Genomic DNA, 16994 nt, shown 5'->3' on the forward strand with positions numbered 1-16994 from the left:
TCCTTACTCCTCCCTTGCAAAGACAGCTGTCATGGTTTCCGAGATTGCTTCTAGAAAAGCGCTATTCGTTCGTTCTCCGCGATAAAGCTGATGGAAGACGTGACCGTCTTTGATGAATAATACTCGTTGCGCGCGGCTTGCAGCAATGGAGCTATGAGTAACCATGATGATCGTTTGTCCATTCTGATTGATTTGCTGAAACAACGTCAGCAATTGATCGGAAGTTTTTGAATCTAGCGCCCCAGTTGGTTCATCTGCTAGTAAGAGATCCGGCTTTGTGATAATCGCGCGTGCGACAGCTACCCGTTGTTTCTGGCCGCCGGATAATTCATAGGGATAGTGTTGTAACAAGTCGGTAATTCCCAGTGTTCGCACTAATGGTTGCAGTCGTTGGTCCATTTGTTTGACCGGCACTTTCGATAAGACTAATGGTAATAAGATATTGTCTTTGACAGAAAAAGTATCCAATAAATTGAAATCTTGAAAAACAAAGCCCAAATGATCTCGGCGAAAACTTGCAGCGTCTTTTTCTTTGATGGTCGTCAAATCGATACCATTAAGCGCTAAATCTCCCACTGTCGGTTGATCTAACGTGGCCATCAAGTTCAGTAGGGTGCTTTTCCCAGATCCTGATTCTCCCATAATGGCGACATATTCGCCTTCTTCTACTGAAAACGTGATATTCTTCAATGCTTCGACCGGCTGGCCGTTCAACTGACTTTGATACACTTTTTTAACTTGTTGAATGTTTAATAGTGGCATTGTTCTCTCCCCCTTCTTTTTTAGCATAAGCTGTTTAGAAGAAAAAAGCGACTTACAATAAAAAACGCAAACTTACAGTGTTGAAAGTTTGCGTTCAAATGAAATTTTTAGTGGGAAAATGGATCGTCACCGTAGTTCCCTTCCCTACTTCGGAGTCAATCGTTAGCTGACAGCCGATTTTTTCTGCTGCTTGCTGGCTCAAATATAATCCTAATCCGCTAGCACGCTGCTGAAAGCGTCCATTTTGTCCTGTATAACCTTTTTCAAAAACCCGCGGCAAATCTTCTTGACGAATACCGATCCCTGTGTCTTGAATCAAAAGACAATTGTTTTCGGTAAAAATCCGGATTCCGCCTTTTTCTGTATACTTCAGGCTATTAAAAAGCAACTGCTCAAAGATAAAAGTCAGCCATTTTCGATCCGAAGTAACGGTCAAGTCGATAGCCAAATCCAGTTGCAAGTCTTTTTTTGAAAAAAACAAGGCATATTTTTTGATTGCTTGGTGAATGAGAGGTGCTAACACAATCGGTTCAAAAACAAAGTCATCATTTTTCAAGTTTTGTCGTAAATAATTCAGCATCATTTGCAAATAATCATTCACTTTAAATAGTTCTGCTTTGACTTCAGTGGGCGATAGGCCATCACTTTGCACTAACAAATCCATCGCTGCTAATGGTGTTTTGATCTGATGCAGCCATAATCCGAAGTCTTCGTAGATTTCTTCATTCTTCAAGACTGCTTGATACTCGGAGGCGGTTTTTTCTTTAGCTTGTCGTTTGATTAGCTGCTGGTATTCTTCTTCGATACTGTTTCGCGCAATCGGCAAGAAAGCCAAAGCTGCTTCAGTGATCATTTTCTTGGCTAATAAGTTTTGTAATTGACGTCTTTTTTGTAGATAACGCATATATTGCCAGACAGAGAAAATACCTAAAATCACTCCCGTGAAAATCACATAATCGATGAAGGGCTCTAAAGGAAGCTCATGGAGAAAGAACAAGCCTAAAAGACCGCTACTAAACAAAATCAAAAACAAATAGAACTTGCCGTAAAGCAAAAAATACTCTTTTAAGTTAATCATAGGCTTGTTCCTTTTCAATCAAATAGCCTTTGTTTTTCACTGTTTGAATCAAATCAGACAATCCAGTTTGACTTAATTTCTTTCGCAAGCGGGTCATGTTAACGGCTAATGTATTATTATCAATAAACTCTTCGCTATTCCAAAGCATTTCGATAATCGTTTCTTTGGGAACGATTTTCCCTTGCTGTTGCAAGAGTAAGGAAAGGATTCGAGATTCGTTTGGCGACAGCGGCAAAGATTCCGTTTTACTTTTCAGCAAATTTTCTATTGGATGAAAAGTGACTTCTCCTAATGAAAACGTCTGGACTTGTTGATGGGTATATTGGTAACTGCGGCGCAACAGTGCTTGGATCTTAGCCAAAACAAACGCCAAATCAAAAGGTTTTGTTAGATAATCATCGGCTCCCATGTTCATTGCCATGATTTGATTCATTTGTTGATCCATTGAAGAAAGAAAAATGATTGGCACTTCAGAAATGTTACGAATTTCTTGGCACCAATGGTACCCGTTGTAATAAGGCAAAGAAATGTCCAAAAGAACCAAGTCGGGACTTACCGCACGAAATTCCTGCAAAATTTCAGCAAATTTTTTGGCGGGATAACACTCATATCCCCATTGTCTTAAATAATCAGCCAGTACTGAAACGATCGTAGCATCATCTTCTACAAGGTATATTTTTTGCATGATTCTCTCCTATCACTAAATTGGTGAAGCTATCACAGACAGTGTACCAGAAAATAAAAAGAAACGTCTAGTTAAGATAAATCATTCTAGACGTTTCTTCAGTCCTCTAATCTGAGGACTGGTTGGCATTTATTTACACTTTTTCATTCGACTCACTTTTTTTAAGTGCATTGCGGATTGATGGGACTTGCTTGATTTTCATTAGATCTAATAAGAAAGTAAATAGTGGGATCCCCACGATCAGACCCCAGATACCAAAGAGATGCTCACCCAGATATAAAACAATGAACGTATAGAACATGGGAATCTCTGTTTTATGGGACATCAGCCGCGGATTGAGAACATAGGACTCGAGAGCATGAACAAAAATAATGATTAATAAAACATAGACAACATCATTGAGTCCGCCAATCGTATAGGCAATAAAGGTTAATGGAATACAAGAAATGATGACTCCTGCTACTGGAATCAAGCTTAAGAAGAAAATCATCATGGCCAAACTTAACAGCTGAGGAAAGCCCATGACAGCTAAAGCAAGCACTGTGATCACTGTATTAACGATAGCAATCAATAGCTGGGTTTCGATCACACTTCCGAATGCGCGGGTAAATTTCCTTGCGAGATAGTAAACATCCTCAAAAAACCAGGAAGCACTCCCTTGCAAAAAGAGCTGAGAAAATGCCACTGTTTTTTTGTTGTCAATCATAAAGAAAAAACTCAATAAGAAAGAGATCAATACAGTCAAAGCCAATTCACCGAAGTTGTAAAGATAATTGATGACGACGACGACTCCATTCTGGATTTTTTGGACATAATCGCTTGTTTGCACCAAATGTAGCAAATACTCTAATAACTCATTGTTAGAGTCTGCTTTTTGATAAAAATCGGTCACTGACTTGACCAGTTGCGCGGATTGGTTCAAAAGAATCGGTGCATACTTGGTAATGACTAAGTAAACCAAAGCGATAACGATCAAGTACAACACGATTGAAAGAAGTTTGATTGACACATTCACTTTCTTGCGTATTAGCTGGACCAGTTTGTAAATCAAATAAGTAAAAATAAAGGTTAATAAAATAATAGTCATCATACTGCGAAGCAGAAATAAGATCCCGCAAAGAAAGATCAGCACTGTCCAACGTCTTAATGGAACATTGGCAACAAACCGATGGTAGTAATTCATGAACACGCTCCTTTTTTCAAGTCGTCAATCAACGACTGTTACTTCATTCCCCAATTAATCTAACCACTTTTTGAAGCAATTATCAACTCAAATCAATTAAGAAGACTATTGTGGGTAGAGTCATATGCTAAAGCAAAAGCAGCCTGCTGTCAGTGGCAACTGGACCAAGTATCGTGAATGAAGGACTGATGATTATTTTCAAAAGATAAATGCCTATTTTTTCGAAAAGTTTATGGTTGTTTTAAGGTTACTATGACACAATAGACCTTGACATAATAATTTACAGTCTGTCTTAGCGGAAACTAAGGCAGACGCTTTTTTTATCAAAAACTGCCCTTTGTTCTGTTTGTATCGAACAAAGGGCAGTTTAAACGATTCTATATTTATTCTTATCAGTTGTTACTCCTAGACGAATTGTCTGCTTTCCTTAAAAGGACGCTCACTATGCGACTAGCTCACTATGACTAAAGAGACAATTCTTGACGAACTTCTCGAAGAATGGCATCAACGGTCAACCCATTTTCTTGTAGCAACTCATTTGCTTGATAACGGTCATGAAAGGCTTTATCTAAACCAAAATTGACAATTTTGATCGGAGCTTTTCCTAAATAACTAGCGACAGCTTGTCCATAGCCTCCTTCAAGAAGGCCATCTTCAAGAGTGAGCAACAATTGATGTGTAGCAATTAAGCCAGACAATGTGTCAGTATCTAATCCAGAAATAAATCTAGGATTAATGACCGTAGGTGTGATCCCAAGCTCGGTTTCTATCATGGCAGCTGCTTTTTTTGCCAGGCCAAGAGCATTTCCTACACCAAGTAAGGCAACTTTGCTGCCCGCTTGAATGAGTTGATTTTTGTTTAGTTGACTGTAATCTGTTTGATCGACACGACCTGATTCTAATGGACCGACAGGAACGCGAATTGCCACCGGGTGTTGGGATTGGTCAATAGACCAATCCAGCATCGCTAAATATTCTTCCTTATTGGTCGGTGCAAGATAAACAAGATTCGGAATATGACTCAAAAATGGAATATCAAAGATCCCTAAATGGCTTTCATCATTCGTGCCATAAGCTGAAGCGCCATAAACTAAAATAGTTCCCGCCACATTGTTCAAAGACAAATCATGTGAGATTTGGTCAAAACTTCGTTGCATAAAGGTTGAAAAAACTGCCCAAACGGGTTTCGCCCCATTTTTTGCCAGACCGGCAGTCATGGTTGCAGCATGTTCCTCTGCGATCCCGACGTCAACAAATTGACTGCCGGCGATTTTTCGTTGTTCAGGGGTAAAAAGGATCATCGGCGTGCCAGCATTTACTGCAACGACTGTTGGATCCTGTGCCATTTTTTCTAAAAGATAATCGGTCGTTACCGTTGAATAAGTTTCTCCACCAGAATTTGCAAGATAATCCCCTGTTTCAAGACTAAATGGTCCACCAGCATGGAATTTCTCGCGATTTTCTTCGGCAAATTTGAAGCCTTTTCCTTTAACGGTCTGAATATGAAGGACAACAGGATGATCGCTGTCTTTCACTTGTTTGAATAGATGCATCAAGGCTGTCAGATCATTGCCATCAGCAAGATAATAGTAGTCAAACCCTAATGACTTAAAGAAATTGTTTTCCGCTTGACCATTCGTATCTCGCAATGCTCGTAAGTTATTGTAGAGACCTCCGTGGTTTTCCGCAATCGACTGGTCGTTATCATTTACAATCACGATAGTGTTTGTTCCAGTCTCCGCGATATTGTTCAATCCTTCATAAGCCAGACCACCAGATAACGAGCCGTCACCAATGACCGCAATTACGTTCCCTTCTTCATTTTTTAAGTCTCGTGCTTTGGCAACCCCATTTGCTAAAGACAATGACGTGGATGTATGCCCCACTGTAAACAAGTCATGGTCACTTTCTTTTGGATTGGTATAACCAGAGACATCGCTATAATGCGCTGGATCCCAGAAGGCTTGACCTCGCCCAGTCAGCATTTTATGAATATAGGTTTGGTGAGAAACATCAAAAATCATTTTATCTCTTGGAGAATCAAAGACAGCGTGTAAAGCAACTGTCATTTCGGCAACGCCCAAATTCGGTCCGTTATGTCCTCCATGATGGCTGATTTTTTCTAATAACACGGTTCTTGCTTCCTCACTAACTTGTTGTAGTTCTGCAGCGGATAGCTTCTTTAAATCTGCTGGATCTGTAATTGATTTTAATAACATCAAAAAACTCCCTTCTCTGTTTGATAGTATACTGCTTCACCTTCACTTTAAGTCAAGAAACTTTTGAAACTTTTTCACGAAAGTAAGCAACAGACAGGTAGAACACATGAACACAAAAAAGCCCACCCTTCAACTTGTCATGGTGATCTGTTTTATCAGCAGAAAAGTTGAAGGAGAGACTCTTTCAAAATCATTCGTTATGAGACACGATCGTTTTCCAGCGTTAAATGATGTAAGTCAAATCACTTGCAGGAGTTGGATAAGCAAAGATCAGCGCTTCAATTTCTTGGTGAGTGAGCTGTTTTTCCAGAATCAAGCAGCACAAATCAATCAATTCATCTGCGATACTTGAAAGACAGGTAATCGCAATGATTTGTCCCTCTTGATTGTAAACAAGTTTAACCATCGCAACAGGATCGTTGATGCGACGGTACGTAAACCAATCGGCAAGGTTGATTGTTTCACTATGGATCTGCAGATTTTGAGCGAGCTGTTTTTCACTTTGACCGATCCGAGCCAATTTCAACCCACCAAAAACGATTGTAGGAATCAGGGGATACGTGATTGCAGAACGAGAACCTTTTTGGCTCATTGAAGCGACCGCATATTTTGCTTCAAAACTTGAAACAGGTGTCAGTTTAGGTTGTTCCTTATCCAATACATCTCCACAGGCAAAAACTCGTGGGTTCGATGTTTGTAAATAATCATTGACTTTGATCCCGCGTTTGGAATAATCAACTCCTGCATTTTCTAAGTGCAAGGATTCAACATTTGGGATGCGTCCAACAGCACTTACCACGTAATCGGTGTCCAGCTCAAAGCCTGTACCTTGCAGCGTGTATCCTTCATTGATTTGGCTGATGCTTTCAATCTCAACATTGAAATGAAAGGAAATTCCTTGCTTTTGTAATTGCTCAACAAAGGCATTCACCAATTCTTGATCAAATGCTTTCAGTGGTCTGTCGTTATGATGAATAATGTGTACCTCTGCTCCTGCTGCTTGAGCGATTGTCGCAAGTTCAAAAGCAACATACCCCGCTCCTAAAAAAGTGATTTTCGCGGGCATTTTTTCCATTGCAAGAAAATCGGTGCTTGTATGCAAATATTCTTTTCCTTTAATCGGGAGTAGCGCAGGTCGTTGTCCTGTAGCAATCAAGAACTGATCAGCTGAAACGATTTCTGAACCAATCCGCAGCGTTTGTTCATCAATAAATCCCGCTTCTCCTTCATAGGTCGTGATTCCAGTATCCACTAAGCCCTGCTTCGTCTGTGTGGGAACAGTGTCCGTGTAACTGCGCTTGAAAGCCATCAAAGTTTTCCAGTCAATACCCAGCTCTCCAGTGATCCCTTTTCCTGCTAAGTGAGCAGCCTTCGCCTTTGCTTCAACGGCACTCATTAAAATCTTCTTGGGGTCGCACCCGCGGTTGGGGCAAGTTCCTCCCCAGAGATCGGCTTCAACGATTGCGACAGTCTTCCCTTGCTCGCTGAAAGAATAGGCCGCAGCAGTTCCGGCTGGTCCACCACCCACAACGATTACATCATAGTTTTGCATCTTGCTCCTCCTGACTTAGAAAATGAAAGATATCTGTACGGCTAACTTCACCAATCGCTTGTCCTTGTTCTGTAACAACCAAATGTTCGTGGTTGGCCAAGACTTCATATACTTGTGAAAGAGGGACTTTCACATCGAGGGACATTCCCTCTTGTGTAGTTGGTTGTTGGTAGTAACCAGCATCAATAATCGCTTGAAGACGTTGTTCTTGCTGTGCTCCTTGTGTTTCGTCAAAAAAGGCGCGAACGAAATCCGTTTTTGGCTCTGTCCGTATTTTTTCAGGCGTATCACATTGTACCAGTCTGCCTTCATTCATCACACCGATTCGATCTCCCAATTTTAAGGCTTCATTCATATTATGGGTAACAAAGACGATCGTATTGCCTAATTTTTTATGCAAATCTAATACGAGATCCTGAAGATTGGTTCGAGAAATCGGATCAAGGGCGCTAAAAGGTTCATCCATCAAGATGATGTCCGGTTCTGCAGCCAACGCTCGCAAGATTCCGATCCGCTGGCTTTGACCACCTGAAAGTTCAGCCGGCATCCGTTTTTTGAACGTCTCTGGTTCAAGTCCAACCTCAGTGAGTAGTTCATCGACACGTTGATTGCGACGATTTTTATCCCAACCGAGCATTTCTGGAATGATTTCAATATTCTCCTTGACGGACATCGTTGGAAACAAAGCAATTTGCTGCAACACGTAACCAATTTTCCAACGTAACTTTTGGAGTTGATAGTCTTTCACTCGTTTTTGTTTGAAGTAAACATTGCCTTCCGTCGGTTCGATCAGCCCATTGATCATTTTAAGGGAGGTTGTTTTTCCGCTTCCTGAGGGACCTACTAAGACAAAGATTTCTCCTTGATGAATGGAGAGATCCAATTCTTTTAATACAACTTGTCCCTCAAATTCTTTGGCAACTTGTTTAAATTCGATAATTGGTTCCATTTAGTTTCCCTCCCCAATAATCTTTTCTTTTTTTAGAAATTCACGAGCAACATCTGCCGGTTGTTTTCCTTCCACATTCACTTGATAGTTCATGTCAATCATCTGGTCCTCTGTGATTTTTCCTGATAGTTTTTCCAATGCTTTGACGACTTGCGGATGTTCTGCAGCAAATTCATCTTTCATCAATGCGGCTCCTTGATAAGGTGGAAAGAGCTGTCGATCATCTTCTAAAACGACGAGATTGTATTGTTTGATCTCACTATCTGTCGAATAAGCATCGATCACATCGACATCCTTGCTTTGGATCGCTTGATAGCGCAGTGCCGGTTCCATACTTTGGACAGAATCAAAAGTCAGCCCGTACTGTTTTTGGATCCCGCGATAGCCATCTTCCCGATCAATAAACTCTAAAGTAAAACCAGCCCGAAGCTCTGACTCATGAACAACTAATTCAGAAATCTTCGTTATACCCAACTCTTCTGCTTGTTCACGACGCATGGCTAAAGCATAGGTGTTTTCGTAGGTCATCGGCTCTAACAGGCGCATATTAAACTGGTCACTAAGCAGTTTTGTTGCTTCTTGATAAGTTGATTCTGGAGAACCATCTATTTGGGTATTTTCTGGGACTTTGACTAGACTTTCTAATACTGTTCCCGTAAACTCGGGATAAATATCAATCTGGTCATTTTCAAGGGCGCTAAATAAGAAACTTGTTTTACCAAAGTTTGGTTTGATCTCGACGGTTAAACTAGGATCTTCTTCTTCGATCACTGCTTGATACATATTGATAAGGATATCTGGTTCTGAACCGAGTTTACCAGCAATCGTTACCGTTTTATTTGAAATAGGATTATACTGTGCGAAAAGAATTCCGCCGATTCCAAGAAAGATAACACCTAAAGAGATCAGTGTGGTTTTCATACTGCGGTTTTGTAAAAAACGAATCAGTCCACTGAACAAGATTGCTAATAGAGCCGAACTAACCGCCCCTATGAGTGTCAAACTCGGATCATTACGGTCGATCCCTAACAAAATAAAGGTTCCCAATCCACCAGCACCAATCAATGCTGCCAACGTGGCCGTTCCAATGATCAACACCAATGCTGTACGTACCCCAGAAATGATGACAGGCATTGCAATAGGTAACTCAACTTTGAAGAGTTTTCGCAAGCGAGACATACCGAATGCATCCGCCGCTTCTTCAATCGACGGATCGATTTCGGAAAGCCCAATATACGTGTTTTGAAAAATGGGCAGTAACGCATAAACTACCAATGCTATTAGAGCGGGAACGGTGCCAATACCAACAAAAGGAATCAATAATCCCAATAATGCCAATGATGGAATTGTTTGTAGAATACTTGTGATCTGTAAAACAAATTCTGCCATTCGTTTCTTTTGGCTCAACAAAATTGCTAATGGAATAGCAATTAAAATGGCTAAAATCAACGCACTCAGCGAAATGGCCAAGTGTTGAAAGATTGCCCGCAGCAACTCCTCCTTTCGCTCGCTAAACGTTTGAATGATTTCATTCATATATTCCATCCTCCACTATTCTAGTCTGCCTTAAGTATAGCTGAATGCCCAAACGCAACAAAAGGATTCGCTCAGCAGGATTGGGAGAAAAGTTGGCCTTTCGCATCTAAATAGGATCCATTATTTCCTGACATTCTGTTACAATAAGTCTAAAAGAATGAGGTGCTTCTATGCCATTACTGGTTTTGATTGGTGCTCAGGCTGTTGGAAAAATGACTGTCGGTCGCGAACTTGAAAAAAGAATTGATGGTAAATTACTATTTAATCATCAAACTATTGATTTATTTGCCAATTATCTTGGGTATACGCCTGCGGCATTTAAGTTGTCTGATTCCACTAGGATCGAACTTTTCAAAGCATTTGTGGCTGGTGAACAGAATACAGTTAAGACAATCATATTTACTGTTTTAGTGGGATTTGATCAGAAAGAAGATATTGCTTTTTTACACAAAATTTCTGAGATCTTTTTAAGCGCTGGACAACCGGTTTATTTTGTTGAACTTGTTGCGCAATTAGAGGAGCGCATCGCACGTAACCGTCAGGAAGCACGTTTAAAAGCGAAACCGTCAAAACGGGATCTTGCTTTTTCGCATCAAGAACTTCTTACTTTTAATGAAAAATACCGTTTGGAAAGCCATTCGACGGAATTGGCATCCCTTTTTCCAAAAGTAAAAACGATGAAAATCGATAATACTGAGTTGTCACCCGAAATGGTCAGCCAGAAAATTATTGCTAACTTCCAACTTGAATGAAAGATAAGAAGGACACTAATCTTAGGAAAGCAGATTAGTGTCCTTCTTTATTCTTATTTTAGTCAAACATCCGATGTCGCTGTGAAAAAACCATCAGCAAAAGAAAAGACTTCCCCAAGCACTTCTATTACTGATGGTTATTAAAATTCACGTTGCCTTTTTATGATAAGCGACGTGTATTGACACTACCAAATCTATTTTTTCATTCCTTCATGAATATTATGACTATCGTATAAAAATGAATAATCAGCTGATTCGAGTTTCCTTTTATAAAATCATCTTTCTACCTGATATCCTATCACTTAGGGAAAAATAGTATAATCACTTTTTGCACTGGAACATGAAAAAAAAGAAATTAAAGACTTTACCACTTTTTTATTCTCAGTACTTGAAAAGCTACTCCATCTAACTGATTAATCAATCGTACTAACTCCTGTCACCGGTACAAGCATTTCTAAGTTCATTGACCATGATCATGGTCAATCAAGTCTGTCAATCCGCATATATCTATATTAGTACTACTGATTATTTATCTTTTTATAGAGACTTATAGCCCTTTCAATGCTGCGCTGTTTATTTGGCGATTGAAACGTTATGTGATTTTTTTAGTTGAACATAAGCAATATTCAAAATAAAGCCGACGACTGCTAAAGCAATTGCTGTATAGAATGCGTTTGTAAAATCTCCATTGTTGCTGGCAGCCATTCCTGCTGCTACTCGTGGTCCAAAGAAAGCAGCAGTAGAATAACCAACAAAGACGATTCCATAGTTGACTCCTTGGTTAGCTGGTCCGTAATTTTCCATTACGATCGATGGGAAAACCCCCATCACTCCGCCAAAGCAGAGTCCTAGCCCAATGATTCCCACTGCAAAGATCATCGCTGCACTTGAAAGTGTCAAAACGAGTAAAGATAACGCAACGACACCGTAAATGATCATCGATGTATTGGAGCGCCCAATCTTATCAGAAACTGTTCCCCAAATCACTCGACCTAAGCAATTGCTTAAAGAATATAGACTAACATAAAAAGCGGCTGTTGTAGCTGTTAATCCGAACATTTCCTGCCCAATCACAGCAGCATTGGAAGCAATCATCAAACCAGAAAATGCACCAACTCCGAGCATCAAGATAATCAAATAAAAAGCAGGTGTTTTCATCATCTCTTGCCAGGAATAATTTGCTGCGGTTCCTTTAGCCGCAGAAGTTTGTGGGACCCATCCTGCTGGACGATAATCTGCAGGGGCTTTTTTGATAAAGAAACTTGCCATTACAACGACGATCATATAAGCAATACCGATAAAACGAAAAGCAGTCAACACATCTCTTGATTCAATAATTGCATTCGCGATCGGTGCGGCGATGATGGCTGCACCGCCCATACCTGCAGTGATCAATCCTGAAGCAAGTCCACGTTTGTCTGGGAATAAACGAATCGTATTACTTAAGCAAGCAGAATAAGCAAATCCTTGACCAAGACCTGAAAGCACACCATAAGTTAGATAGAGCATCCCAGGTGATTCCACAAATCCAGTTAAGAAGAAACCTAGCGCAAATAATAAACCACCAAAAGTAATCGTCCATTTTGCCAATCCACGGTCGGTCAAGAATCCTCCTAAAATCATTGTGATAGGTCCGACAGCAGCATTGATTGTAAATGCCAGCATGATTTCTTCCATTGTCCAATTTTTTAGTTGACTAAGCGGTCCAGCGAAAACGCTAAATGCATAAACGGCACCTGTACATAACAGAACAGCAGTTGAAGCAATCAAGACTAGCCAACGGTTGAGTTTTGTTTCCATATTTTACCCCCAAAAAATAGTTTTGTTTAAATAAATTGAATGAATACACCTCATGTTACTTATTTCACATAACGTTTTGAAAGAAAATGTGCAGTGCGATTCTCTGCACATTTCTTTTAACCTATTAAAGATTTTCTGCAACTGCTGTCTTACCAGCGATCCGTCCAAAGGTAAAGATATCAGTCAATGAGTTACCACCAAGGCGATTTCCTGCATGGATTCCTCCTGCTACTTCACCAGCTGCATATAGACCTTTGATCACTTGATTTTCTTTTGATAACACATGGGTTTGTGTATCGATCTTTAACCCCCCCATGGTGTGATGTACTGCCGGTTTTCTTGGAGTTGCATAAAATGGAGCAGTCGTTACTTTAAGATCAAACACATCTTTGCCAAATTCAGGATCTTTTCCTGCATCGACATAGGCGTTGTATGCAGTGATCGTTTCTTTCAAGATGGTTGGATCAACATTAATTTGTTCTGCTAATTCTTCAAGGGTATCGGCGCGGAATAATGTTCCGTTAGCTACTTGTTTGTCGATTTTTTCTTGGGACGTATTGTACGCTGTTTTCTTGATTTCTTCATCAGCAATCAAATAGAATAGGCCACCATTATCGATTGCTGCTTGTGTCAATACATCACGGCTTTCATATTCATTGACGAAACGTTTGCCTTCTTGATTGACCATCACAAAGTTTGCGGGAGGTACTTGTAGACCGCTGAATAATGCTCCCGTATTCGGATCAGATACCGGCATCATTTGTGAGAAGCCCATTCCAACTAGATCCGCACCGGCACTTTCCCCTAGTTTGATACCATCCCCTGTGATTGCCGGCGAATTGGAAGTTTTGATGTCATCTTCGATTTCAGTCCAATACGTGTTGTACTGCTTCAGCATTTGTGTATTCGCACCGAAGCCACCAGAAGCTAAGATAACCGCTTTGGCATGGATCGTTACTTTTTGTCCATTGCGACCTTCCCCAATGATCCCTACGACTTGTCCCTCTTCGATGATCAATTCTTTGACTGGTGTGTCGGTAAGAATTTTTCCACCATTTTCATTGACGAAATTGTGTAGGGCAGAAACAAAAGCGTACCCTTCATTTTTCAATGGTTTATGGCCTCGGCGCCATTTTGCTCCAACTGGCATATCGACATGTTTGTAATCAAATTCAACGCCGATTTCTTCTAGCCATTTCACAGACTCTAGTGCACGATCAGTTAGGATTTTTACTAAGTCATATTGACCGTAGATCACATTTCCTTCTAAGTCGGTCCTTTTGCCGCCTAAATAAGTTTGGATACGATGCCAGATGGCAGAGTCAAATAAGAATTCTTTCTCTGGAGTAGTTGCTTGTAAATACGTTGTGATTTGTTCTTTCAACAATCTAAAATCAGCCAAGTATTCTGCATCAATGGTTGCTTCATCTACGGCAATGATTTCTTCTAGCGCAGCCCGTTCACCTGGAAGCGCAGCAAATGTTTTTTGCCAATCCGGATCTGCGGCATTCATTGGTCCACCCGTGCGAACGGTATTCCCACCGATGGCTGGGTATTTTTCAACTAAAATCACCTCTTTGCCTTCTTGGAGGATACTTGCTGCGGCACTCAATCCTGCCCCACCACCACCGACAACGATGATATCCGTGGTGTAAGTTTCATCTTCCGTTTTTAGCGCACTGGCTGCCTTAGGACGTTTTCTTAAAACATCTGGGTTTGCACCAGCCATTTTCACTGCTTTCGCGACACCATCAACGACACCGTTACTGGTAACGGAAGCACCTGAGATCGCATCGACGTTCAATGTTTGGCCTTCAATGATTTCTTGTGGAACACGCGCAAAGACCACATCTGCGATTCCTTCCGATTCACCGGAAGTATCGATATTGATTGCTTCGATCCGTTCTTCACTTAATGTAACCACCATTGGTAAATCACCATTGTGTCCTGGTGCCGTGACAGTATAATCCCCAGGCTGATAAACTACTTCTTCGGGAACATTCAAGATATTAGCAACTTCTGTAAAGCGAATGAATTTTCTAAAACAGCTTTCCAAAAAGTCAACAGTCCGTTGATCTTTCAGCTGCCCATTTTCATCGAATGCTTGATGCGCACGACCTAAAAGAAATTCATTACCAGGCATAACCGTTGCATTGACACCAGGTGCATCAAGAATTTGACGCAAGTGTAGTTGTGCCCGTGAAGAACCTTGGACGTCATAAGAAGCGCCCACGATCATCACTGGTTTGCCATCAAACGGGTGTACATTGAAGGACAACCACTCTAAGACACTTTTTAGTGCGGATGGAATGGAATGATTGTGTTCTGGTGTCGCGATAATCACGCCATCGGCAGCCAAAATTTTTTGATTTAATGTTTGAATGACTTCACTATTGGTTTGATCCTCTGTTTCATTGAACATAGGAACTTGATCAATTTCTAAAATTTCGATTTCTGCTAAATCGGCAAATGCTTGTTGCATATATGTCACCAGTTGGCGATTAGTCGATTTCTTTGCATTTGTACCGATCATACCGACAAATTTCATGGACATTTCCTCTCTTTCTTATACCTGTTCCCAAGAAAATTTCTTTGAGCGCTCTTTGGCAGTCGAATATTCACTGACGAGACGATTCGTGATTTCCACGAATAATTTGAATTCATTGAAGCAGTCTTCTAATTCAGCGACTTTTTCCTCATCTTTTAAGCATCCTTCTTCATCAAAGGCTTGCATCGAATGACCGAGTAAAAATTCGGCACTAGGCATGATTCGTGCTTTGACTTCCGGTGCATCAAGAATTTGGCGAAGATGTGCTTGCGCTCGGGAAGAACCTAAAGCACCAAGTGAGGCACCAGTGATCATCACTGGTTTGTCGATCAAGGGACGGGTCGTATAAGAAAGCCATTCAATCATGCTTTTTAGTACTGCTGGAATGGAATGATCGTATTCAGGTGTACTGATAATCACGCCATCAGCAGCCTCGATTTTTTCTGCTAATTCTCGAACTGCTTCAGGTGCTGTTCTGTCTTCTGGTTCATTGAATGCTGGCAGATCTTTGATTTCGCAAAGCTCGATTTCTGCCTGATCTTTGAAATGGGTTTGGATAAATTTCAATAACTGGCGATTGGTCGAACGTGCAGAGTTAGTGCCAACGATTCCGATCAGTTTCATACTCATCTCTCCTAAATGTGATAAATTTAACAATTGATTCGATTATAACTCGCTTTTAGATCAATTGTTTCAAAAGTTAATCGTACAAATAGTCGTCTTAGAAAGATAAAAATGGTCAAACTCAGCTTAAATCTCTCTGATTTCATTCCGATAGAAGGATCTGAAGGACAATTTATTTGTTCCAATTAAGTACTTCTACAGTTTAGTCTGACCATTCACATTTGTGAAATATTTATTTAATTATATTATGATAACTTTTTTGTTATAATAGACATATTTCTACGGAAGGAGCAACTTCTATGTCTCTTAAAGATTCCCATTTGATGCTGCAGTACATCGACACATTACTAAAGTACAATAACTATACCAAAGCAGCGAAAGACCTATTTATTTCTCAGCCTTATCTTACGCAAGCCATCAAAAAAGTCGAACAAGAGTTGGGAACGGCCATCATTATTCGTCAGTCAGGTGTTTTGCATTTGACTGAAGCGGGTAAAATCTATTATCAATACCTTGAATCATTGGAAACCGCTTCCGCGAAATTTCGTCATCGGTTACTGCGCTATACATCACCAGAAACCAAAACATTGCGATTGGGTATCTTGCCCAGTCTGGGCTCATTCTTGCTCCCACTTTTTTTACCTGACTATTTGGCAGAACACCAGGATGTGACCGTTTTTTTTGCGTGAAGATTTGCCAAAGCACAATGAGAAACGTTTATTAAGTAATCAATTGGATTTTTTTGTTGGCCAGAACCCGGAGACTATTTCACCTAATTTGACGACTTACGCCACAAAGAGTGAAAATTATTTTGCGATCATCCCCCCTATTTCGCCTTTGTATCAAGCAAACAAAAAATTTCTCTCTCAAGACAGTGTTTCAATGAAAGAACTGTTACAAAGTCCGTTGATATTGACGACAAGCGGCTCCGCGATTCGTCGGCAAATTGATCAATTATTGAAAAAGTACAAAGTTGAACCAACCATTCTCGTAGAAAGCAGCAATATTTATACTGCAGCAGCACTTGCTGAAAACAATCTCGGGTTGGCCATCGTTCCTGAAAGTGTCTTGCAAGCAGCGACAATGACGCCTTTCAACCTTTATCCGATACCTGAAGAAATGCTAACGTTAAATTATTTTATCGCTCATCAAGCAGAGCGTCCGTTATCGATAGCTGATCAAAACTTGATTCGCTATTTTCTAGAAAAAGTATGATCGCTAAAACCGCCATCAAAAGTAAAAAAAAACATACTCAAAGAAGAAAGAGTCAGAAGTAATGGTATGTCAAACGAGCTAAACAGATTAA

General features: G+C 40.5%; 12 protein-coding genes and 1 pseudogene. 2 read left to right on the forward strand and 11 right to left on the reverse strand.

The features are described 5' to 3' along the window. Positions 1-3: 3 nt before the first annotated feature. The 8 genes from IGJ45_RS08625 to IGJ45_RS08660 form a co-directional block, all read right to left on the reverse strand. Positions 4-762, reverse strand: coding sequence for an ABC transporter ATP-binding protein (locus tag IGJ45_RS08625; protein WP_409531733.1), 759 nt, complete (start codon positions 760-762; stop codon positions 4-6). Between the two features lie 94 nt (positions 763-856). Further along, on the reverse strand, positions 857-1840 hold the full coding sequence (locus IGJ45_RS08630) for a sensor histidine kinase (RefSeq protein WP_113849686.1): 984 nt from the start codon (positions 1838-1840) through the stop codon (positions 857-859). Beyond that, a complete protein-coding gene (locus IGJ45_RS08635) occupies positions 1833-2525 on the reverse strand; it encodes a response regulator transcription factor (protein WP_103300846.1) in 693 nt (230 codons plus the stop codon). Before IGJ45_RS08635 ends, IGJ45_RS08630 begins: the two co-directional genes overlap by 8 nt. 133 nt (positions 2526-2658) lie before the next feature. Beyond that, positions 2659-3708 (reverse strand): AI-2E family transporter, encoded by a 1050-nt coding sequence (locus tag IGJ45_RS08640; protein WP_409531736.1) that lies wholly within the window; start codon positions 3706-3708, stop codon positions 2659-2661. A gap of 464 nt (positions 3709-4172) precedes the next feature. Beyond that, positions 4173-5927, reverse strand: a complete 1755-nt coding sequence (locus IGJ45_RS08645) for a 1-deoxy-D-xylulose-5-phosphate synthase (RefSeq protein WP_423121525.1) — start codon at positions 5925-5927, stop codon at positions 4173-4175. A gap of 223 nt (positions 5928-6150) precedes the next feature. After that, complete coding sequence (locus IGJ45_RS08650) at positions 6151-7479, reverse strand: dihydrolipoyl dehydrogenase family protein (RefSeq protein ID WP_409531738.1); 1329 nt, start codon at positions 7477-7479, stop codon at positions 6151-6153. Next, entirely contained in the window at positions 7466-8428 is a 963-nt protein-coding gene (locus IGJ45_RS08655) for an ABC transporter ATP-binding protein (RefSeq protein ID WP_409531739.1), read from the reverse strand. The genes IGJ45_RS08650 and IGJ45_RS08655 overlap by 14 nt, the downstream gene beginning before the upstream one ends. Further along, entirely contained in the window at positions 8429-9964 is a 1536-nt protein-coding gene (locus IGJ45_RS08660; RefSeq protein ID WP_409531741.1) for an ABC transporter permease/substrate-binding protein, read from the reverse strand. Positions 9965-10134: 170 nt separating this feature from the next. On the opposite strand from IGJ45_RS08660, the gene IGJ45_RS08665 reads away from it, so the two are divergent. Continuing rightward, on the forward strand, positions 10135-10716 hold the full coding sequence (locus IGJ45_RS08665) for a hypothetical protein (RefSeq protein WP_113849682.1): 582 nt from the start codon (positions 10135-10137) through the stop codon (positions 10714-10716). Between the two features lie 573 nt (positions 10717-11289). On the opposite strand, the gene IGJ45_RS08670 is transcribed toward IGJ45_RS08665, so the two are convergent. The 3 genes from IGJ45_RS08670 to IGJ45_RS08680 form a co-directional block, all read right to left on the reverse strand. After that, positions 11290-12516, reverse strand: a complete 1227-nt coding sequence (locus IGJ45_RS08670) for an L-lactate MFS transporter (protein ID WP_409531743.1) — start codon at positions 12514-12516, stop codon at positions 11290-11292. Positions 12517-12640: 124 nt separating this feature from the next. After that, positions 12641-15064 (reverse strand): flavocytochrome c, encoded by a 2424-nt coding sequence (locus IGJ45_RS08675; RefSeq protein WP_156247500.1) that lies wholly within the window; start codon positions 15062-15064, stop codon positions 12641-12643. A gap of 18 nt (positions 15065-15082) precedes the next feature. After that, positions 15083-15688 carry an NADPH-dependent FMN reductase gene (locus tag IGJ45_RS08680; RefSeq protein ID WP_409531744.1) on the reverse strand — a complete coding sequence of 202 codons (606 nt, stop codon included), beginning with the start codon at positions 15686-15688 and terminating at the stop codon, positions 15083-15085. A 299-nt stretch (positions 15689-15987) separates the two neighbouring features. On the opposite strand from IGJ45_RS08680, the pseudogene IGJ45_RS08685 reads away from it, so the two are divergent. Then, a pseudogene (locus tag IGJ45_RS08685) lies at positions 15988-16903 on the forward strand (LysR substrate-binding domain-containing protein). Positions 16904-16994 lie beyond the last annotated feature (91 nt).

The sequence above is a fragment of the Enterococcus sp. DIV0574 genome (genome assembly GCF_051711125.1).
Classification (GTDB): Bacteria; Bacillota; Bacilli; order Lactobacillales; family Enterococcaceae; genus Enterococcus_D; species Enterococcus_D gallinarum.